The 18,796-nt window shown below is 65.8% G+C and carries 21 protein-coding genes and 1 pseudogene; 7 read left to right on the top strand and 15 right to left on the bottom strand.

What is annotated here, in order from left to right; translation table 11 throughout:
* Positions 1-51: 51 nt before the first annotated feature.
* Positions 52-567: a hypothetical protein gene (locus ACQPYR_RS21195; RefSeq protein ID WP_433634779.1), complete on the bottom strand. Its 516-nt coding sequence runs from the start codon at positions 565-567 to the stop codon at positions 52-54.
* Positions 568-667: 100 nt separating this feature from the next.
* Between ACQPYR_RS21195 and ACQPYR_RS21190 the strand changes: the two genes are divergently transcribed.
* Positions 668-1,138 (top strand): MarR family winged helix-turn-helix transcriptional regulator, encoded by a 471-nt coding sequence (locus tag ACQPYR_RS21190; RefSeq protein ID WP_433634777.1) that lies wholly within the window; start codon positions 668-670, stop codon positions 1,136-1,138.
* A gap of 116 nt (positions 1,139-1,254) precedes the next feature.
* Here ACQPYR_RS21190 and ACQPYR_RS21185 read toward each other — a convergent pair.
* A pseudogene (locus ACQPYR_RS21185) lies at positions 1,255-1,551 on the bottom strand (IS256 family transposase); the annotation flags it as partial.
* A gap of 22 nt (positions 1,552-1,573) precedes the next feature.
* Here ACQPYR_RS21185 and ACQPYR_RS21180 point away from each other — a divergent pair.
* The gene (locus tag ACQPYR_RS21180) at positions 1,574-1,837 is read left to right on the top strand and encodes a hypothetical protein (RefSeq protein WP_433634775.1); all 264 of its coding nucleotides are present in this window, start codon (positions 1,574-1,576) and stop codon (positions 1,835-1,837) included.
* 106 nt (positions 1,838-1,943) lie between these two features.
* Here the strand turns inward: ACQPYR_RS21180 and ACQPYR_RS21175 are convergent, their stop codons facing one another.
* Positions 1,944-2,543 (bottom strand): TetR/AcrR family transcriptional regulator, encoded by a 600-nt coding sequence (locus ACQPYR_RS21175; protein WP_433634773.1) that lies wholly within the window; start codon positions 2,541-2,543, stop codon positions 1,944-1,946.
* Positions 2,544-2,612: 69 nt separating this feature from the next.
* On the opposite strand from ACQPYR_RS21175, the gene ACQPYR_RS21170 reads away from it, so the two are divergent.
* Positions 2,613-2,951 carry an MBL fold metallo-hydrolase gene (locus ACQPYR_RS21170; protein ID WP_433634771.1) on the top strand — a complete coding sequence of 113 codons (339 nt, stop codon included), beginning with the start codon at positions 2,613-2,615 and terminating at the stop codon, positions 2,949-2,951.
* Complete coding sequence (locus ACQPYR_RS21165; protein WP_433634769.1) at positions 2,909-3,361, top strand: MBL fold metallo-hydrolase; 453 nt, start codon at positions 2,909-2,911, stop codon at positions 3,359-3,361. Before ACQPYR_RS21170 ends, ACQPYR_RS21165 begins: the two co-directional genes overlap by 43 nt.
* 165 nt (positions 3,362-3,526) lie before the next feature.
* Here the strand turns inward: ACQPYR_RS21165 and ACQPYR_RS21160 are convergent, their stop codons facing one another.
* Positions 3,527-4,189: a TetR family transcriptional regulator gene (locus ACQPYR_RS21160; protein WP_433634767.1), complete on the bottom strand. Its 663-nt coding sequence runs from the start codon at positions 4,187-4,189 to the stop codon at positions 3,527-3,529.
* A gap of 58 nt (positions 4,190-4,247) precedes the next feature.
* On the opposite strand from ACQPYR_RS21160, the gene ACQPYR_RS21155 reads away from it, so the two are divergent.
* Positions 4,248-5,051 (top strand): SDR family NAD(P)-dependent oxidoreductase, encoded by an 804-nt coding sequence (locus ACQPYR_RS21155; RefSeq protein ID WP_433634765.1) that lies wholly within the window; start codon positions 4,248-4,250, stop codon positions 5,049-5,051.
* Positions 5,052-5,072: 21 nt separating this feature from the next.
* Positions 5,073-5,492 (top strand): ester cyclase, encoded by a 420-nt coding sequence (locus tag ACQPYR_RS21150; protein ID WP_433634763.1) that lies wholly within the window; start codon positions 5,073-5,075, stop codon positions 5,490-5,492.
* Between the two features lie 11 nt (positions 5,493-5,503).
* Here the strand turns inward: ACQPYR_RS21150 and ACQPYR_RS21145 are convergent, their stop codons facing one another.
* Positions 5,504-6,151, bottom strand: a complete 648-nt coding sequence (locus tag ACQPYR_RS21145; RefSeq protein ID WP_433634761.1) for a helix-turn-helix domain-containing protein — start codon at positions 6,149-6,151, stop codon at positions 5,504-5,506.
* Positions 6,152-6,390: 239 nt separating this feature from the next.
* Positions 6,391-6,813 carry a MarR family winged helix-turn-helix transcriptional regulator gene (locus tag ACQPYR_RS21140; RefSeq protein ID WP_433634759.1) on the bottom strand — a complete coding sequence of 141 codons (423 nt, stop codon included), beginning with the start codon at positions 6,811-6,813 and terminating at the stop codon, positions 6,391-6,393.
* A gap of 91 nt (positions 6,814-6,904) precedes the next feature.
* Between ACQPYR_RS21140 and ACQPYR_RS21135 the strand changes: the two genes are divergently transcribed.
* Positions 6,905-7,630, top strand: a complete 726-nt coding sequence (locus ACQPYR_RS21135; RefSeq protein WP_433634757.1) for an SDR family oxidoreductase — start codon at positions 6,905-6,907, stop codon at positions 7,628-7,630.
* Between the two features lie 26 nt (positions 7,631-7,656).
* Here ACQPYR_RS21135 and ACQPYR_RS21130 read toward each other — a convergent pair whose 3' ends face one another.
* The 9 genes from ACQPYR_RS21130 to ACQPYR_RS21090 form a co-directional block, all read right to left on the bottom strand.
* On the bottom strand, positions 7,657-8,691 hold the full coding sequence (locus tag ACQPYR_RS21130) for an aldo/keto reductase (protein ID WP_433634755.1): 1,035 nt from the start codon (positions 8,689-8,691) through the stop codon (positions 7,657-7,659).
* Positions 8,688-9,731: an aldo/keto reductase gene (locus ACQPYR_RS21125; RefSeq protein ID WP_433634753.1), complete on the bottom strand. Its 1,044-nt coding sequence runs from the start codon at positions 9,729-9,731 to the stop codon at positions 8,688-8,690. The genes ACQPYR_RS21130 and ACQPYR_RS21125 overlap by 4 nt, the downstream gene beginning before the upstream one ends.
* Positions 9,732-9,741: 10 nt before the next feature.
* Complete coding sequence (locus ACQPYR_RS21120) at positions 9,742-11,085, bottom strand: LLM class flavin-dependent oxidoreductase (RefSeq protein ID WP_433634751.1); 1,344 nt, start codon at positions 11,083-11,085, stop codon at positions 9,742-9,744.
* Positions 11,085-12,425, bottom strand: coding sequence for an LLM class flavin-dependent oxidoreductase (locus ACQPYR_RS21115; protein WP_433634749.1), 1,341 nt, complete (start codon positions 12,423-12,425; stop codon positions 11,085-11,087). The genes ACQPYR_RS21120 and ACQPYR_RS21115 overlap by 1 nt, the downstream gene beginning before the upstream one ends.
* Before the next feature lie 55 nt (positions 12,426-12,480).
* Positions 12,481-13,386 (bottom strand): LysR family transcriptional regulator, encoded by a 906-nt coding sequence (locus ACQPYR_RS21110; protein ID WP_433634747.1) that lies wholly within the window; start codon positions 13,384-13,386, stop codon positions 12,481-12,483.
* A gap of 117 nt (positions 13,387-13,503) precedes the next feature.
* Positions 13,504-15,132 (bottom strand): dipeptide ABC transporter ATP-binding protein, encoded by a 1,629-nt coding sequence (locus tag ACQPYR_RS21105; protein ID WP_433634745.1) that lies wholly within the window; start codon positions 15,130-15,132, stop codon positions 13,504-13,506.
* Entirely contained in the window at positions 15,132-15,983 is an 852-nt protein-coding gene (locus tag ACQPYR_RS21100) for an ABC transporter permease (RefSeq protein ID WP_433634743.1), read from the bottom strand. The genes ACQPYR_RS21105 and ACQPYR_RS21100 overlap by 1 nt, the downstream gene beginning before the upstream one ends.
* A complete protein-coding gene (locus ACQPYR_RS21095; protein WP_433634741.1) occupies positions 15,980-16,933 on the bottom strand; it encodes an ABC transporter permease in 954 nt (317 codons plus the stop codon). The genes ACQPYR_RS21100 and ACQPYR_RS21095 overlap by 4 nt, the downstream gene beginning before the upstream one ends.
* Positions 16,934-16,936: 3 nt before the next feature.
* Positions 16,937-18,592, bottom strand: coding sequence for an ABC transporter substrate-binding protein (locus ACQPYR_RS21090; RefSeq protein WP_433634739.1), 1,656 nt, complete (start codon positions 18,590-18,592; stop codon positions 16,937-16,939).
* Between the last annotated feature and the right edge of the window lie 204 nt (positions 18,593-18,796).

Genomic DNA, 18,796 nt, shown 5'->3' with positions numbered 1-18,796 from the left:
GGCGCGGACGAGCGCGCCGAGTTCGGGCGCGTCGACCTTGTGCCAGCGCGCTCAGTCGGTGGATGTCTTCTGACGCCTCAGGACCAGTGCGAGCCCGATGACGACCAGCACAATCATGAGAACCGCGGTGGCGACGTTGTCGGGCATTCCGAGGAATTCGGGGCGATAGAGGGGATGGCTGTAGAAGGGGTCGTCGACGAAGAAATACGAGGTGCCGGGCCAGCAACCCGCGGCGAGCACCGCGATCCAGAAGGCGCCGGCGAGGTAGGCGCCGGTTGCCATGCTGAAGCGATCGGTCACCGGGCGGCCGAGCAGGCATATCAGCGCACCTACGCCCAGGCCGATGGCGGCGAAGAAACCCATCGCGGTATGCAGCTTGGCGTGTGGCAGCCAAGCGGGATTGTTCATATGTCTGCTTGCCAGGATCACTCCGTCGAGCAGGACGGGGACGACGATCGTAGCGATGCCGACGACAACCAGCAGCACCCGCCCGACGTGGGGTACCTGGTTGTGTCTCGGTTGATCCGAGCGGATCGGGGCTCGTTCGGTGGTGGTGTGATCGGACATCGGGATCCTCCGAGTTCATGACAGAATATTATCTCAATCGAGATAGTATCAAGTGAGATATATCTGGTCGAGTGATCGACCAGAGAGGTAGCCTCCCGCCATGCCTATCCGTGACGCGACACCGGACTACGCCATCGGCCCTCTCCTGCAGCGAGCGCACCGGCATGCGGCTGATGCGTTCAACTCGGCGCTCACGGCACTGGACATACAGGGCAGGCATTTCGGAGTACTGATGACCCTGCAGCGCCTCGGCCCGATGAATCAGACACGGCTGGTAGAACATCTCGGCGCGGACAAGTCCGCTATGGTCCGAATGATCGATGATCTCGAGTCCAGAGGATTCGTCAAACGTTGCGACGACCCTGCCGACCGGCGAGCGGTCGCCGTCACACTGACTGAGTCCGGCACGAAGGCGTTCAAACAGGCGGAAACGATCGCCAGGGCCGCCGCCGACGACCTGCTCGAGGGATTCGATGCCGCTGAGCGCGCGCAATTCAAACGACTGCTGGGAAGATTCGTGAACGTCGCGCCCAGTGACGTCGCCCCATTGCCCGGCCGCGGACAACAATGAGCATCAGCACTCCAGAATGGGGTTGCACTCCTTGCAGTGTGGAGGTTAGTCACACGTTCGGTGGAGCGGGTCGGTGCATGTTCTGGAGGAATCGCCAAAACCTGTATCGGTATGTGTCAGTCGACCTCCGTTCCGATGATGTCGGCCGCGCCAGTTGACGATGTGGGTGTGATCTCGCGGGGACGTTCGAGCAGTTTGCCCTTGTGGAACAGGGCACCGGCGCGGACGAGCGCAACGAGTTCGGGCGCGTTGACCTTGCGCCAGCGGGATTGTGCTGCTTCGATCAGCTTGTAGGCCATGGCGATTCCGGCCGCGCGCGATTCTGGCCCCTTCGTGACCTTGGTCCGGAGCCGCACGGACGCGAAAGTCGACTCGATCGGATTAGTAGTCCTCAAGTCGATATCCTCGGCGGGATCCATCGCCACCACCGCTGGAATGGCGAAGGCCCTCGAGCAGTCGTATCCGCTCGATCAGGCGCTCGGCCTGGCCAGCGTCGATCTCACCGACCGCATCACCCGCCTACACATCCGCTGGCACTTCTACGACGTCGAAGGCGATCTGCTGACCGATAGCGATTACGAATACCTGCTGCGCCGCGATGACGACGGCCAACTGCGCGCCTATGTCGCGGTCGCCATCGACGAGATGGAGAAGATCGCGAAGTTGGCCGCCACCAAGTGCACTCAACTTCCGTCCTGAATTCGGTTGCCGTCGAATAGAATCAGGACCGATGACAGGCGTGCCCGCCACGGAATCGTGGCGGGCACGCACTGCCAGAGCTGTTATGGCCCAGCTGGTTCGACGGCTACTTCCGGGCGGCAGCCAGATGCGCCGCCACCAGCGTGTCGATGAGAACATCCGGGTCGAGCCAGGGAAAGCTGGGCCGGTCTTGACGCAGGGTGATCAGGCCGTGCATCGCGGCCCAGAGGCAGCTGGCGGTGGCGGTCGGATCGGCGCTGCCGCAGGCCTCGGCGGTATCGGTCAGGAGTCGGAACAGCGGTAGGCCCGGCATCTGGGCATCGGTGGGTTCCCACCCCGGAGTGCCCGCCGTGCCGAACAGCACTCGATAGTGGCCCGGATTCCGCAGGCCGTATTCGCAATAGGCGCGACATATTTCGGCGAGGCGGGTGGGGCCATCCGCCGACGACGCGGCCGATAGGGCGGCGCGCAGTTCGGCGAAGCGGACCTCGTATACCGCGGTCAGCAGTTCCCTGCGATCGGCGAAGTGCAGGTACACACTCTGCGGCGCGATACCCGCTGCCCGCGCGACCGCCCGCAGCGATAGCGACTCCTGGCCGTCCAATGTTTCCAGCAGGCGACTCGCCGCCGCCACCAGTTCCGCCCGCAGACGCGCGCCTTCGCCGCGCCGGTTGCGGTCCCGTGTGGTGCTGTTCTTCGCCGTCACCTTGACAGGTTAACAAGACGGGTGTCAACTGACAATCATCAGTAGACACCCGTCTTGTTAGGAAACGCCATGTCCGTCACCGCGACTCGTGTCGTCCACGCCAGCGTGTTGCTCGATTTCGGCGGCGCCCGCATCCTCACCGATCCGTGGCTGTCCGAACGCCGCTTCTACTACCAGGGCGAGCCGCGCAGCATCGCCACCGCCGCCGATCTCCCGGAACTGGCCGGCATCGTGATCAGCCACGCCCACTACGACCACTGCGACCTGGCCGCGCTACAGAGTTACCCGGACAAGAATGTGCCGTTCGCCGTCGTCCGTAGCCTCGCACACGGGTGCGAGCGGCCGGATTTCGCAATGTCGTCGAGTTGGATCCCTGGCAGAGCACACATCTCGGCCCGGTCGAGGTGACCGCAACACCGGCCAGTCACGGCATACCCGAGGTCACCTTCGTACTGCGCGCCGACGGCCACAGCGTCTTCTTCGGCGCCGATACGCTCCGCATCGCCGAACTCGACGAAATCGCGGACCGCTTCGAGCAACTGGACCTGGCCCTGCTCCCCATCAATGGCCTGCGCATCCGCCCGGCCTTCGATCGCCAGGTCGTCATGGACGCAACCGAAGCCGCGGACCTGACGCGCGCCCTGCGTCCCCGCCTCGCCGTCCCGATCCACTATGCGTTCAGCAGCGGCCCACTCGGCGACCGCCTGATGACCAAATCCACCCGCAACCGCCCCGACCTCTACCGCGACGCCACCGCCGATGTCGCCCCCGATACGACCGTCCACATCCTCGGACCCGGCCGCACGCTGGCCTTGTAGCACTGATCAGGCGTCGGCCGCGGCAACGGAATTCCGGACAACGACACGGCCGTCAGGCTTTCGAGGATCCGGTCTACCCAGGGAAGTTGGAGACTTGGTGTCACCGTCACGGTCATCGTGGAGGGCGTCGAGGTCGGCGGATTTCCAGCGGACTGTCGAAGACGATCAGCGTGATAGAACGGCCGACCGCATCATTGCCAGCAGGAGGGCGCCGCCGGCCTCGAGCCGTTGATCGGCGGTGTGGGGGTCGTCGCTTACTGTTTCGACGGTCATCTTCAGGCCATCGAAGGCGCCGACGAGGACGGTGGCGAGCAGGTCTGGGTCGACTCCGCCTGAGATCTCAGCGGTGTGCTGGGCGTCGCGGATGAGGTCGGCGACGCCGTCGATCCATCGGCGGGTCAGTTCCATGGCCAGGGGGCGGGTCGCCGGCACCTCGGCGAGGTTCTGGGCAAGGCGCGAGATGACCCAGGCGTCGGGGTCGTCACGGTGCAGGTCCAGCATGGCGGGCAGCAGCGCTTCCAACCGCCGCAGCCCGGGGGGCGTCGTGGCCAGTCGTGCTTGCACCCGATCGAGCCATTGTGCGTGCTTCTCGGTGAGCACGGCGACGGCTAGGGCTTCTTTGCTCTCGAAATGAAAGTAGACCGATCCCTTGGTCATTCCGCTTGCTTCGACCACGTCGGCCATGCGTGCCCGGTCGTAACCGACCTGTGCGAACACCGCGGCGGCAGCATCGAGGATCCGCTCGCGGGATGCCGCTCCGTGTTCGGTCGGGCCGGGCGGGCGGCCGACGCGTCGCTGGGCCGGCGTGCTGCGGTGGGGGCTTGCCATGGGCTCATCATAGCGGTATTAATTAGACCGTCGTGAAGGTTTAATTAAGGAGGCAGTGATGGCTGGATACTTCGACCGACAGCGAGTGCTCGTGACCGGGGCGTCATCGGGTATCGGACGCGCGTTCGCCGCGCGCGTCGCCGCCGACGGTGGTGACCTCGTGCTGGTCGCCCGCAGGGAGGCGGTATTGCGAGCACAGGCCGACGAATTGCGCGCGCAATACGGTTCGAGCGTGGAGGTCATCGCCGCGGACCTCAGCGCCCCGGGCGCCGCAGTGGGGGTGGCCGAACTGCTCGCCCAGCGTGCGATCACCGTCGACGCGCTCGTCAACAACGCGGGACTCGGAATCCATGGCGACCTCGCCGATGCCGACCTCGGCGCGGTCTCGAGTCAGATCGCGGTGAATATCACCGCGTTGACCGAACTCACCGCAATCCTGTTGCCCGGCATGATCGCTCGCGGACGTGGAGCCGTCGTCAATGTGGCCAGCACGGCCGCGTTTCAGCCGGTTCCGCACATGGCGGTGTACGCGGCGACCAAGGCGTACGTGCTGTCCTTCACTCGCGCGCTGTGGGCCGAGACCCGCGGCACCGGGGTCCGGGTGCTCGCCGTAAGCCCAGGTGCCACCGACACCGCATTTTTCGAGATCGCCGGCGAGGACGCCGCAGTCGGCAGCCGGCGTGCTCCCGAACAGGTCGTCGACGCGGCCTTGCGCGCGCTCGGGTCCAACTGCCCGGACACCGTCGACGGCACGGCGAACGCATTGCTGGCGCGCATCGCCGGCCGCATTCCGGCCAAGTGGGCAATCGCGCTCGCCGAGCGTTCCGTCCGGCCGGAATCGCCTGTATCCCAAACCAATTGATCGATCAGGAAAGAGTACGACATGCTCATTCAGCAGTTCGCCAGAGCGGCCGCGGCCGCAGTGAACAATCACAACGTCGATGAGGTCGTTGGCCTGTGGCGAGAGCCCGCCGCCTACGACTCGCCCCTGACGGGTCCACAGCAGGGGCTTGCGGCGCTGGCCGCCCGAGAGTCGGCGCTATTCGACGGTTTCAGCGATCTCACCGCCACTATCGAGCCCCTCGGGCAAGAGGGTTTCACTGGTGCCGCGCTGGTTCGTTTCGACGGTACCCACGACGGGCACTACGCGGGAATAGCGCCGAGCGGGAACACGATTGCCATCGAGATGGTCGCCGTCGTCACCTTTGACGACGACGGCTACGTCATCGGCGAACGCGTCTTCCTCGACACCGCGGCCGTCTTGGCTCAACTCAACGGTTGCGCCGGCACCGGAACGACATAACCTCGCCGAATTCATCCTGACCGCACTGCCCGACGGATGCCGAATACGCCGGTTATGCCTTCCACTGCACCCGTTGTCGTGTCGTTCCGGGGCGCAGCGACCCTGGCGATCGCCCGGTGTGGCGTTTGACGAGCCGGTGCAGCGTCGCCGGATCGGCCGCCGACGGCCGCGGCGATCTCCCCCAGTGGTAGGTGGGTGGTGCGGAGCAGATCAAGTGCGTGATTGAGACGGATCCGCTGCACGAGTTGCATCGGACTGAGGCCGACTGCCTGGCCGGTGCGCCGCGCCAACGTCCGCGGGCTGATGTTGCACCGGTGCGCCAGCGATTCCAGGGTGTGGACCTGGTCCAAACGGGACCGCACGAAGGATTCGAGTGCCGCGACGGTCTCGTCGCGCGCGGCCAGATGTGACGGAATGAGAAATCCAGCCTGCGAGCTGCGTTGATCGATGACGAGTCGGCTGGCCAGCTCGTCGGTCAGCGCCGCGCCACCGAGGTGTCGCATCAACGCCAGCATCAGGTCGATATGGGCGAATGCGCTGCCCGCCATCCAGATCGGGCCGTCGCGCACACCATTTCGCGCCCTGCTGCGCCTCATCCACAGTGTCGCGTCCGAGGCCGCGATACCCCGGACGCCCGAGCATTGACCGGCGACAACCACAGCCCGACAATGCATTCCGCGCACCCACATGGCCTCACGGCGCGCCGCTCACGACCAGCCTCGCCTAACTTATCGAGAGTTCGACGCAGTGGCCCGCGTTGGCGATGCTGTGGTGGGTGAAGAGTGTCACGCGCGAGCGACCGCGCTCGGAGCGAACCGCGCAGCTCGCGGCGCTGATCACCGATGGGCCGTGACCTTGTCGTGCCGCCACCACGCGAGGCGGTAGCGCTCCGGCGGATTCAGCGGGTCTCGGCGAGAGCGGTCACCGAATCCGTGATGAGTGCGACGAGCCTGGAGCGGTTAGCGCGCGGCACCCGAGCCTCCAGCTCCGCTGCCAGGGCGGACCGGAAGTTCTCGCGCATGGCGGCGCCCTGATCGGTCAGGACGGCTCGGGTGATCCGGCGATCATCGGGATCGGTCGCTCGGGCGACGAGACCGCGCCGCGCCAAGCGATCCACCATGCCGGTGACATTCGTCTTGTCGCATCCGAGCAATCCCGCCAGCTCGCCGAACGACGGTCGGCGGTCGTATAGCAGGCACAGCAGTTCGACCTGTTGCACAGTGAGCCCGAACCTGCGCGATATGACGCCGTACAGCACGCCCACTTCGCGGTACAGCGCAGCGAAGGCGGCGGCGAGATCCTGATCCTGCGAGGTGGTCATGTCGAATAGTTTAGATGATCGACAGTTGACAACATCCCGCAAATTAGTCGATGCTATCAACTATCCATATTCTCACCTATTGGAGGCAGTCATGCCGGTCGCGCTCGTCACCGGAAGCTCTCGCGGGATCGGCCGCGCCATTGCCGAGCGGCTCGGCGCCGGCGGCGCGGCCGTTGTCGTGAACTACCACTCCGATCGGTCCGCGGCCGAAAAGGTCGTGGCCAGTATCGAGGCCAGTGGCGGGCAGGCGGTCGCCGCGCGGGCCGATGTGGCGGATCCGGGCCAACTGACCGGCCTTTTCGAGACGGCCGAACAGCACTTCGGCGGACTCGACATCCTGGTGAACAATGTCGGTACCGCCACCTTCGGTCCGATCGCCGAGGCGACCGACGACGAGTTCGACCTGATGTTCACCACCAATACAAAGGCCACTTTCATCGCATTGCGCGCGGCCGCCAACCGACTGCGCGACGGCGGACGGATCGTGGTCGTATCCTCTGGGGTGACTGCGACCCATCGACCGGGTTCGGGAATCTACGCCGCCACCAAGGCCGCGAGCGAAGCACTCGCTCGGGTGTTGGCCAAGGAACTAGGTCCGCGTGGCATCACCGTCAACAACGTGCTGCCCGGTGCCGTCCGCACCGAAGCACTCGCCGCGGCGCGCAGTCCGGCACTCACCGACCAGATCATCGATCAGACCCCGCTCGGCCGCATCGGTGAGCCCGGCGACATCGCCGATATCGTCGCCTTCCTCGCCTCCCCCGACGCCCGCTGGATCACTGGTCAATCCCTGCACGCGAGCGGCGGACTCTTTTGAGCAGTATCGAGATTCGTGCCCTCAGGTCATGCGACGGTCCGGCGCAGCGCGGAATCGGCGATCGCGTCGGGGATTTTGCCGGTGTCGCGGTCGCCGAAAACCGTTCCCGGGGGCACGATCTCGTCGATGCGGTCGAGCACATCGGGGCCCAGCACGACTTCGGCGGCGCGCAAGTAGGCGTCCAGGTGTGCCTGGGTGCGCGGGCCGATGATCGCCGCGGTCACATCCGGATGCGCCAGCACGAAGCCGACCGCCAGGTCGATCACGGTCAAACCGGACGCCGCGGCGAGTGCGGCCAGCGCATCGGCGGCGGCGAGTTTGGCGGCATTTGCGGGTGCGTCGATATCGAAGCGGCCCGGAATCAGCTCGGCCCGATGCGACGGCGGCTGGGCGGCCCCGATCCGATACCGCCCGGACAACCAGCCCGCCGCCAGCGGACCGTAGGTGAGTACGCCGAGGCCGTACCTGCGGGCAATCGGCAGCGTCTCGCGTTCGATGCCACGCACCAGCGGCGAGTACGGAACCTGCTCGGTGGCAGGACGATTCAGCTTGCGCTTGTCCGCGGCCCATTGCACTTCGATGAGTTCGCCCGGCGCGAACACCGAGGTGCCGTAGTAGCGGATTTTGCCCGCGCGCACCAGATCGTCGAGCGCGCCGACGGTTTCGTCGATATCGGTCACCGCCTCGGGCCGGTGCACCTGGTAGAGGTCCAGATGATCGGTATTCAGTCGGCGCAGCGAATCCTCGACCGCTCGGGTGAGCCAGCGCCGCGAGTTCCCTCGGTGCGTGGGGTCGTCGTCGACGGGATTGTGGAATTTGCTGGCCAGGATCACCTGGTCGCGGCGGCCGTGCAGCGCCCGGCCGACAATCGTCTCCGATTCACCGCGCGAATAGGTGTCGGCGGTATCGATGGCATTGATACCGGCGTCGAGGGCTCGATGAATCAGTGCGATCGACTCGTCGGGTGCGGTGCGACCGCCGCCGAAATTCATGGTGCCCAAGACGAATGGGCTGATCCGCACCCCGGTGCGGCCGAGGGTGCGCAGATCGGTCAGGCTCATCGGTCGGCTCCAACGGTGATGCGACGGCGGGTGGCGGAATCGGTGAGCGAAGGCGGGAGATAGCCCTCGTCGGCCGGGCTGATGGTCACACCGGGTGCGACGATTTCATCGATCCGATCGAGCAATTCGGCATCGAGCCGCACGTCCACGGCACCGAGTTGACCATCCAACTGTTCGAGCGTGCGCGGCCCGATGATCACACTGCTCACCGCGGGATGCTGCAGAACGAACGCCAGCGCCAGATGCACCAGCGACAAACCCGCGTCGGCGGCGAGCTTCGCGAGTTCCTCCGCGGCCGCGCGCTTGCGCTGATTGACCGCCAGTTCCGGGTCGTGCCGCTGCGGCTGCCTGGTCAGTCTGCTGGATTCCGGCGCCGTCGCACCCGCCCGGTACCGACCCGAAAGCCAGCCGCCCGCAAGAGGACTCCACGTCAGCACGCCCAGGCGATACTTCTGGGCGATCGGCAGGGTCGCCCGCTCGGCGGCGCGCGCCAGAATCGAATACGGCGGCTGCTCGGTGACCGGGCGGTGCAGGTTGCGGTCCTCGGCCACCCACTGCGCCTCGACCAGTTGATGCGGTTCGAAGGTCGTGGTTCCGTAGTAGCGGATCTTGCCTGCGGCGACCAGATCGTGCAGTGCGCGCAGCGTCTCCTCCAGCGGCACCTCCGGATCCGGCCGGTGCACCTGGTAGAGGTCGAGATGATCGGTGTTCAACCGACGCAGGCTGTCCTCGACCGCGGGAATGATCCAGCGACGCGAGTTGCCGCGACTGTTCGGGTCGGTGCCGATCTGGCCGTGGAACTTGCTGGCCAGCACCACCTCGTCGCGACGGCCGGCCAAGGCCTTGCCGACGATCTGCTCGTTCTCGCCCTGCGAATACACATCGGCGGTGTCGACGACGTTGATGCCCGCGTCCAGGGCTCGGTGGATGATCCGCGCGGCGTCGTCGTGGTCGCGATTGGCCCAGGCGCCGAAGTTCATCGCCCCCAGGGTGAGCGGACTGACCAGCACACCGGTGCGGCCGAGATGGCGGAATGTCATTGCGGGGTAGTCACCTTCTGATCGACGAAACAGGCTCGTGGGCAAAGGAATTCACCGGATGCGGCAAACCGAGATGGCCGCGCAGCGTGGTGGTGCGGTATTCGTCGCGGAACAATCCGCGCCGACGCAGTTCCGGCACCACCTGGTCGACGAAGTCGGTGAGATAGTCGGGCAGCACGGCGGGAATGATGGTGAATCCGTCGATATCCGCGGTGCGGAACCACAGTTCGATGTGGTCGGCCACCGTCTCCGGAGTACCGATCACCACGCGATGGCCACCGAGGAATTCGGTCAGCAGTTCCCGCACGGTGTGGCCGGTTTCGACGGCATAGCGGGTCACCGATTCGAAGAAGCCCTGCGGACCGATCCGGCCTTCCGGCAGTTGCGTGAGGTGTTGCGGCAGGGGTGCGTCCAGGTCGAGTTCGACCTCCGGGTACCCCAGCCAGCGCGCCAGCGACCGGACCGGCGCACTGTCGGGATGCAACCGGCCCTGCAACTCCTCGAATCTGGCACGCGCCTGCGCCGCCGTGGCTCCGATGATCGGAACGAGGCCCGGCAGAATCCGGATATTCTCCTCCGCACGTCCCGATGCCGTTGCGGTAGCGCGTATTTCGGCGGCGAATTCGCGCGCACCGGCCAGGCTCAACTGGGTGGTGTAGATCGCCTCGGCATGGTTCGCCGCGAACGCGCGCCCCTGCGGCGAGGAACCGGCCTGCACGAGCACCGGCCGCCCCTGCGGCGAGCGGGTCACATTCAGCGGACCGGCCACCGCGTAGAACTCACCGCGATGCTCGACCGAGTGCACCTTCGCCGGATCAGCGAAGAGTCCGGCCTGCTGGTCACCGATGACCGCATCGTCTTCCCAACTGTCCCAGAGCTTTTCGGTCAATTCGACGTACTCGGCGGCACGCCGGTATCGCTCGTCGCGCTCGGGCAGTTCGGTGATCCCGAAGTTGCGGGCCGCATTCGGTTCGAACGTGGTGACCACATTCCAGCCCGCTCGCCCGGCGCTGACGTGATCCAGCGACAGAATTCGACGCGCCAGGTTATAGGGCAGATTCAATGAGGTCGTGGCCGTGGGGATCAGCCCGATCCGCTCGGTCGACACCGCGAGTGCCGAGGTGAGCAGGATCGGATCGAGGGTGGCCGCGGGCGCCCTGGCAATGCTCGGCTGCTGCACCGGAATATCCGGAAACAGCAACCCGTCGAGGGCGCCGCGTTCGGCGACGGCGGCGACGCGCTGATAGTGCTCGAGCCGGATGAAGGCATCCGCGGGCAGTTCCGGTTCCAGCCAGGCGGCGGGGTGATAGCCGGCGCTGCCGACATTGACGAAGAAATGCAGAGTGCGCGTCATCAGGCCGCTCCCTCTTCCTGGTGTCGGGCGTATGTGGGCACCGGCAGGCCGAGGTGGCCGCGCAGGGTGGTCGTGTCGTAGTCGGTGCGGAATACGCCGCGCCGCCGCAGGATCGGCAGCACACCGTCGACGAAATCGTCGAAGCCACCGGGCAAGACATCGGGCATGAGATTGAAGCCGTCGGCGATGCCCTTATCCACCCAGTCGATGATCGAATCGGCGATCTGCTCGGGTGTACCGGTCACGATCCGGTGGCCCGCCCCGCCACCGAGCCTGCGCAGCAACTGCCGCACGGTCAGGTTCTCACGCCGCGCCAGCCCCAACGCGATCTTGTAGAAGGTCTGTGATCCACCAGCCACGTCGGGATCGGGCAGCAGCCGCCACGGCAGCGGCGCATCCAGGGCGAGCGCGTCCCGATCGACGCCGAGCTGACCCGCGAGCCGGTCCAATGCGTACTCGGTCGGAACCAGTTCGGCGAGCAGTTCCCGGCGTTCGGCGGCCTGCGCCTCGGTCGACCCGATCACGGTGGACAGACCAGGCAGGACGAGCACATCGTCCGCGCGGCGACCGTGGGCCACGGCGCGCGCCTTCACGTCGCGGTAGTACTCCCCCGCCTCGTCCTCGGTCTGCGCGGCGGTGAAAATCACCTCACCGATGCGGGCCGCGAGCGCCCGACCGTCCGCGGACGCGCCCGCCTGCACCACCACCGGTTCGCCCTGCGGCGAGCGCGGCACATTCAGTGGACCGGCGACATCGAAACGAGCCCCGTGATGATGGACCGGATGAATTTTCTCCGGATCCGCGAAGCGGTGTGCGGATTTGTCGCCGACCAATGCGTCGGGCTCCCAACTGTTCCAGAGTTTGCGCACCACCTCGACGAACTCCGCCGCGCGCGCATAGCGCGAACCGTGCTCGGGTTCGGCGTCGTAGCCGAAGTTGCGGGCGGCCTCGACTCCGGCGGTGGTGACCACATTCCAGCCGGTGCGCCCGCCGCTGAGCAGATCGAGCGAGGCGAATCGGCGGGCGACATCGTAGGGATGGTTGTAGCTCGACGACAGTGTCGCGATCAATCCGATGTGCCGGGTCGCGGCGGCCACCGCGGCCAGGATCACCGTCGGCTCCAGGCTATTGAACGGACGGAAACGCAGATCCTCCCGAATCGCCGGCCCGTCGGCCAGGAAGATCGCGTCGAATTTCGCTTCCTCCGCCCGCTTCGCGATGCGGATGTAATGGTCGAGGGTCAAACTCGCGACGGGGTCGGTGCCGGGAAATCGCCAGGATCCGCCGAACACACCCGCATTCAGGATATTGACGTTCAGGTGCACCTGTCGGCGCGTCATATCGGTTACTCCTCGGGTTCGACGGCCCACGGCAAATGCCTTGCGGGCCAAGCTCTTACGATGCCAATTGGGCCGGTCGAGCGATGCTGCGCAGCGCACGGATGGCCGCGGCGATGGCGGGACGCTCGAGTGAGGCCTGCCGGTAGGTCACACCGACCTGACGTGAGCCGTTCGCGATGGTGCATGCGATCAGATGCCGGTGTTCGGCGCCGACCGACATCTCCGGCACGATGGTGACGCCGAGGCCGTGCTCGACGATTTCGGCCATCGCGGCGAAGCTGCCGCTGCGGTGTTCGATCCGCGGCGCGAAACCCGCTTCCCCGCAGGCGTACATGACCGAGACGATCGACGGTGCGCCGTCGCGGGCGGTTATCCAATCCGCATCACGCATCGCGGCCAGACCGTGCTGTTGGGCCCGCTCGCGCAGGCCGGGCGGGGCGAGCAGCACCAGCGGATCACTGAACAGGAACTCCGAGGACAGGCCGAGCGGTAGGTCCCTGGTGCGGAAGGAGTAGGAGTAGGTGATCGCGAGATCGACCTCCTGCTGCCGCACCGCAGGCACCGAATCGACCGGCACGAGGTCGACCACCCGGACCCGCAGGCCCGGATTCTCGGCCATCAACCGTGCCGCGACGGGCAGCGCGAGCCGCGATTGCGCGGTGCGGAAGGTGGCCAGCGTGAGCACCCCGGTGACCGCCTCGGCGGTCGCGGCCACCGCGCTCTCGGCCTCCTCCAGTGCGGCGATGATCCGCGAGGTGTAGTCGACGAGCACGCGACCCGCGTGGGTCAGCCGCAGCACTCGCCCTTCGCGTCGGGTGAGCACGGTTCCCACTTCGTCTTCCAGAATCCGCAACTGCTGGGATACGGCCGATGTGGTGATGCCGTGCAGTTCCGAGACCGCCGTCATGGTGGTGCGCTCCGCGAGGTCGCGCAACAGGATCAGGCGGCGAATGTCGTACATGAATCCCTCGCTTCGACTGCTGGCATCCGTACTCATCATCGGCACCGGCAACGATCGAGAAAATCCTTACGATCAGGGCGATTCTGTGCAGCGTGGCTTCGGAATTCCCGCATCGGATCAGATCCGGATCAGCTCTGGCGTGCCGGGTACCGCGGCCAGCAGCCGCCGGGTGTACTCGTCGCTGGGATCGGCGAAAACCGCTGCCACCGACCAGGATTCGACGACCCGCCCGGCGCGCATCACGGTGACGTCGTCGGCGATCAGCCGCACCACCGCGAGGTCGTGCGTGACGAACAGGTAGGTAAGGCCCTGCTCGTATTGCAGATCGACGAGCAATTGCAGGATCTGTGCCTGCACCGAAACATCGAGTGCGGAAACCGCCTCGTCCAGTACGAGCACGCGTGGCCCTGCCGCCAGCGCGCGGGCGATGGCCACTCGCTGCCGCTGGCCGCCGGACAGCTCGGCGGGTTTGCGCTGCAACTGGCTACGGTCCAAGGCCACCGCGTCCAGCAATTCGAGTACCCGCTTGCGCCGCTGCTCGCGCCCGCTCAGCAAGCCGAATGCCACCAATGGCTCCGCGATGATCTGCTGCACATCGAACTTCGGGTCCAAGGAGGAATACGGGTTCTGGTAGACGAATTGGATTTCCCTGCGCACCGCGCGCAATTGCCTGCGCGACAGCCCACTGACCTGGTTGCCGTCGAACCACACGGCACCGGCGTCCGGTTTCGTGAGACCGACCGCGATCCGCGCGACAGTGGACTTGCCCGCGCCGGATTCACCGACAATGGCGTGCGTGGTGCCCACGCCCACGTCGATCGAGACATCGTCGACGGCACGGACACCGCCGAACGTCTTCGACAGACCCCGCAACCGCAGCAGTGGATCCGTTGCTGCCCCGACATTCTCACCAGCGACGGCACTCGACGGTGCCAGCCGCGTGCTGTGCCGGGACGGTGCCGCCGCAACGAGCCGTCGGGTATATTCGTCCTGTGGCTCGGCCAGAATCCGCGCGGCGTCACCGGTTTCGACGATCTGTCCCCGCTGCATCACGATCAGCCGATCGGAGCGTTCCGCCGCCACACCCAGATCATGGGTGACCAGCAGAATACCCAGGCCCAGGGTGGCTCGCAGTTCCGCGAGGTGGTCCAGGATGACCTTCTGTACCGTCACATCCAGCGCCGATGTCGGCTCATCGGCGACCAGCAGGGCGGGATCGTTGGCTAGCGCGATCGCGATGAGCACCCGCTGTTTCATGCCGCCGGACAGTTCGTGCGGGTATTGCGCATAGACGCGCTCGGGTTCGCGCAGCCCCGCCAGCTCGAGTTTGGCCAGCGAGAGTTCGCGTGCCGGTCCGGATTCGATGCGCCGGTGCAGCCGCAAGGCCTCCAACACCTGGGTGCCGACCCGCTTCACCGGATTCAGTGAGGTGCCCGGGTCCTGGGGCACGAAACCGACGAAGGGGCCGCGCAGCCGCGCCAGCCTGCGATCGCCCCACGATGTGGTGTCTTGGCCGTTCAACTCCAGCGCACGCGCTCGCACCCGCGCCGATGCCGGCAATAGATGCAGTGCGGCGTGGATGGTCGTGCTCTTGCCGGAACCGGATTCGCCGACGATCGAGACGAATTCGCCGCGCCGCACGGTCAGTCCGACTCCCTCGACCGCATCGTGGTCGGAAATGCCGCCACGGGTGCGGTAGCGCACGCTGAGATCGTCGATCCGCAGTAGGACCGCGTCGTCGACCATCAGGACTCTCCTATCGATCGGCCGATCCGGTTGGTGGCCAACACGACCACGGCGATCAGCACACCGGGCAGGATCGAGATCCACGGATAGGTGGCCAGATAGTCGCGTCCCTCGGCGACCGCGAGACCCCATTCCGGTTGCGGCGGTGGCGCGCCGTAGCCGAGAAAGCCGAGCGCGGCGACGGCAAGCACCGCCGAACCGCATTCCAGCGCGGCCAGCGACACCACGGCCGCGACCGAGTTCGGCAGGACATGGCGCAGCAGTACCCGCCGGAATCCGGCCCCTGACCCGTAGGCGGCTTCGACATAGTCGGTACCCGCCACCTTGAGCACCTCTGAGCGCATCACCCGCGCGAACGCGGCTACCGCCGAAATACCGACGGCAACAGCGATATTCACCGTTCCATAGCCCAGTGCGGTGACCACGGTCATGGCCAGCAACAGTCCCGGGATGGCCAACAGCACATCGACGAACCGCATGATCACCGAATCGGTTCGCCCGCCGATGAAACCGCTGAACAGCCCGATGGCCGAACCGATCACGAATCCGAGCGCCACCGCGAGCAGCGTGGCACTCACCGTCGTCGCTGTCCCATAGATGGTGCGCGCCAGCAGATCCCGACCGAGTCGGTCGGTGCCGAATAGATGATCCGAGCTCGGCGGCTCGAAGCTCGCATCCGAATCACCCTCGAGCGGTGAGTAACTCGTGAACCAGGACGGCGCCAGTGCCCAGGCGATGGTGGTGCCGATCACCAGCCAGGACACCGCGATCCCGGGCGCGAGCGTCAGCCTGCGTTGCTTCGTCGGCACCACCAGCGCACTCGGTGGTGTGGTGTGCTCGAGCACTGTCATACCGAAGTCCTTGTCCGTAAACGGGTTCGCAGCCGGGGATCCAACAGCGGATAGATGAGATCGACCACGAAGTTCACCGTCACGAAGACGATCGCGGCGAAGACGACCACCGCCTGCACCAGGGGCACGTCCTGGGTGCGCACGGCGGTTTCGGTGAGCCGCCCCAATCCCGAACGGGAGAAGACGGTCTCGACGATCACCGCACCCGCGAGCAGATTTCCGAAGGTCACACCGGCGATGGTGAGGGCGGGCAGGCCCGCGTTCTTCAGCACGTCGCGCACCAGCACCCACAGCCGCGTCGCACCTTTGGCGATCGACACCGTCACATAACCCGCACGCAGGCCCGCGTCGAAGTTCTTGATCAGCAGTTGTGCGATGGGTGCCGACACCGGGATCGCCAGGGTGACCGCGGGCAGTACCAGTGCGGCGAATCCATCATTGCCGATCGGCGGGAACCAACCCAGCTGAAACGAGAACACCTGCAGCACAGCGAGTCCCACCAGGAAGACCGGTACCGATACACCGGCGGCGGGCAGGGTCGCGACCAGGTTCGCCAGCCATCTGGTCCGGGTGTAACCGGCCGTCAGCGCCACCGCCAAGGCGATGAGCACGGCGAGGATCAGCGCGAACCCGGCCAGCAGCGCGGTCTGCGGCAAAACCGATAGAATCAGCGGCCACACCTGCTGCCCGGTACGGGTGGACGCACCGAAATCTCCGTGCGCGGCATCGAACAACCGGTGCAGATACTGGCCGATCAGATTGTGGTCCAGGCCGTAATAGACCCGCGCGTGCTGCTTGTCCTGTTCGGTGACCAGATCACCCTGATTCGGATCGAACAGCAGGTCGACCGCGTCATAGGGCAGCACGTAGAGCAGCACGAAGGTCACCGTGTACGCGCCCCAGACCACGAAGACCGCCTGCCCGAACTTGGCGAACACATAGCGCACCATCACTTACCTCGGCTCGATCCAGGTGTCGTAGAAGACATTCCGCGACTGCGCCTCATACCCGACGTTGTGCACCTTGGGGCTGGCCGCCGTGACCTGCGCCGGGTTGTAGACCGGCACGGTCAGCACCTGTTCGTCGAGCAGGAAGCGCTGGGCGGACTCTGCGGCCTTCGCGCGCTCGTCCTTGTCGAGGGTCTTGCTGACCGCGCTGAGCCGGTCGATCGCCTGCTGATAGATCGGATCCCCCTGGGCCAGCTTCGACATATTGGTGAACTGCGGTGAATACACCTGCTCCAGCACCGCCACATCGGCGCGACTCTGGTTGGCCACCTGGATATTCCAGCGCTGCTGCTGGGTCGAGGCCGCCGTATAGTCCGGGATCGGCAGCACATTCAACTTCAGGTCGATGCCGATCTTGCGCAGATCCTGCTGGATCAGCTCGTAGGCGGGCTTATTGTTGACCAGATTGTTGATGCCGAGCAGCGCGAGTTCGAGTCGGCGACCGTCCTTGTCGACCCGGATGCCATCCCCGCCTTTGCGCCAACCCGCCGACTCCAGAATCTGCTCGGCGCGCTGCTGATCCTGCTTCAGATCCTGGGAGAAGTCGACGTATCCCGGCACCCGCTCCGAAAGCACCGAGGTGGATACCTTGTAGCTCGGCGTCAGCACCGTTTTGGCCAGTGCGTCCCGGTTCCAGCCCAATTTCACCGCTTCCCGTACCGCTTTGTCATTGGTGGGGAACAGGTCCGTCTTCAGATCGAGTGCGATATCGCGGCCCGGAATCAGCTGCGGCACAATCCGATAGCCCTCTGCCGCCAATGGCTTCTCATCGGTGTTGTTCACATCCAGGATCGCGTCCACCTGACCCGCCCGCAGCGCACCGGTGCGCACACCGGCCTCCGGGATCACCGAGATCTCGACGGTGTCGAGATATGCGGCACCGCTGTGTTTGCGGCTGGCCGGGGCCCAGTTGTAGTCCGGTCGCTTCTTCAGCACCGTCTTCTGCTGGTAGACGTGCTCGGCGATGGTGAACGGTCCGGTGGTCACCAGATTCTGCGCGAGACTGCGCTGTTCCTTCGGCAGCTGCAATGTGCTGTGGCCGAGGATGCCCGAGAAATACAGCGAAAGCGCCTGCGGGAAACCGGCATTCGGGCGATCGAAGGTGACCTTGACGGTCGTCGGATCGAGCACCGCGGTGCCGACATAGCCGACCCAATACGCGGAGACCGGCACGATGCCGAGCTGCTTATTGCCCAGGCCGAGCAGGTCGAAATTCTCCTTCACCGAGTCGGCGGTGAATTTACTGCCATCACTGAAGGTGACGTCGTCACGCAGATGAAAGGTGAACTCGGTCAGACCCGGATTGATATCCCACGACTTCGCCAGCCAGGGTTCGATGGCGCCCGTCGCGGGATTCTGATAGGTCAATTTATCGGTGATATTGCTGGTGATCAGCGACTCCGGATAGGAACTGCCCGAATGCGGATCGAGATTCGCCGGGGCGTCGAGCACCGCGAACCGCAGTGTGCCACCGGCGACCGGCGCCGCATTGTCATCGCCCGCCGCGACCCGGTTACCCGATGCCGCGCATCCGGTGAGCACGGCGGCGACGAGGGCTGCGACGACGAATAGCGCCGCCTTCGAAATTCTGCGTGGTGACATCTGAAGGAGCTCCTGATGAGTGACCGAGCCTGTTGCACACAGCAGGCGACGGCGGAAACCTGAGGGTCGATCTCCGCCGGACTTATGCGACCGGGGAGCCGGGGCGAGCGAGAGCGCTCAGCGACAACAGCCGAGATAGGCCGCAATGACACGCCGATGCACCGAGCCGACGCGGGGCAGGTATCGAATGCTCATGCGTCACTC

This window comes from Nocardia sp. CA-120079 (genome assembly GCF_050955745.1).
Lineage (GTDB): Bacteria > Actinomycetota > Actinomycetes > Mycobacteriales > Mycobacteriaceae > Nocardia.
This window is presented reverse-complemented; position numbering and strand designations above follow the sequence as displayed.

What these genes read in the sequence shown, in the direction of transcription:
- ACQPYR_RS21195 (WP_433634779.1), bottom strand. Translation starts at nt 567, where the DNA reads ATGTCCGATCACACCACCACCGAACGAGCCCCGATCCGCTCGGATCAA.
- ACQPYR_RS21190 (WP_433634777.1), top strand. Translation starts at nt 668, where the DNA reads ATGCCTATCCGTGACGCGACACCGGACTACGCCATCGGCCCTCTCCTG.
- ACQPYR_RS21180 (WP_433634775.1), top strand. Translation starts at nt 1,574, where the DNA reads ATGGCGAAGGCCCTCGAGCAGTCGTATCCGCTCGATCAGGCGCTCGGC.
- ACQPYR_RS21170 (WP_433634771.1), top strand. Translation starts at nt 2,613, where the DNA reads ATGTCCGTCACCGCGACTCGTGTCGTCCACGCCAGCGTGTTGCTCGAT.
- ACQPYR_RS21160 (WP_433634767.1), bottom strand. Translation starts at nt 4,189, where the DNA reads ATGGCAAGCCCCCACCGCAGCACGCCGGCCCAGCGACGCGTCGGCCGC.
- ACQPYR_RS21155 (WP_433634765.1), top strand. Translation starts at nt 4,248, where the DNA reads ATGGCTGGATACTTCGACCGACAGCGAGTGCTCGTGACCGGGGCGTCA.
- ACQPYR_RS21150 (WP_433634763.1), top strand. Translation starts at nt 5,073, where the DNA reads ATGCTCATTCAGCAGTTCGCCAGAGCGGCCGCGGCCGCAGTGAACAAT.
- ACQPYR_RS21140 (WP_433634759.1), bottom strand. Translation starts at nt 6,813, where the DNA reads ATGACCACCTCGCAGGATCAGGATCTCGCCGCCGCCTTCGCTGCGCTG.
- ACQPYR_RS21135 (WP_433634757.1), top strand. Translation starts at nt 6,905, where the DNA reads ATGCCGGTCGCGCTCGTCACCGGAAGCTCTCGCGGGATCGGCCGCGCC.
- ACQPYR_RS21130 (WP_433634755.1), bottom strand. Translation starts at nt 8,691, where the DNA reads ATGAGCCTGACCGATCTGCGCACCCTCGGCCGCACCGGGGTGCGGATC.
- ACQPYR_RS21125 (WP_433634753.1), bottom strand. Translation starts at nt 9,731, where the DNA reads ATGACATTCCGCCATCTCGGCCGCACCGGTGTGCTGGTCAGTCCGCTC.
- ACQPYR_RS21120 (WP_433634751.1), bottom strand. Translation starts at nt 11,085, where the DNA reads ATGACGCGCACTCTGCATTTCTTCGTCAATGTCGGCAGCGCCGGCTAT.
- ACQPYR_RS21115 (WP_433634749.1), bottom strand. Translation starts at nt 12,425, where the DNA reads ATGACGCGCCGACAGGTGCACCTGAACGTCAATATCCTGAATGCGGGT.
- ACQPYR_RS21110 (WP_433634747.1), bottom strand. Translation starts at nt 13,386, where the DNA reads ATGTACGACATTCGCCGCCTGATCCTGTTGCGCGACCTCGCGGAGCGC.
- ACQPYR_RS21105 (WP_433634745.1), bottom strand. Translation starts at nt 15,132, where the DNA reads ATGGTCGACGACGCGGTCCTACTGCGGATCGACGATCTCAGCGTGCGC.
- ACQPYR_RS21100 (WP_433634743.1), bottom strand. Translation starts at nt 15,983, where the DNA reads ATGACAGTGCTCGAGCACACCACACCACCGAGTGCGCTGGTGGTGCCG.
- ACQPYR_RS21095 (WP_433634741.1), bottom strand. Translation starts at nt 16,933, where the DNA reads ATGGTGCGCTATGTGTTCGCCAAGTTCGGGCAGGCGGTCTTCGTGGTC.
- ACQPYR_RS21090 (WP_433634739.1), bottom strand. Translation starts at nt 18,592, where the DNA reads ATGTCACCACGCAGAATTTCGAAGGCGGCGCTATTCGTCGTCGCAGCC.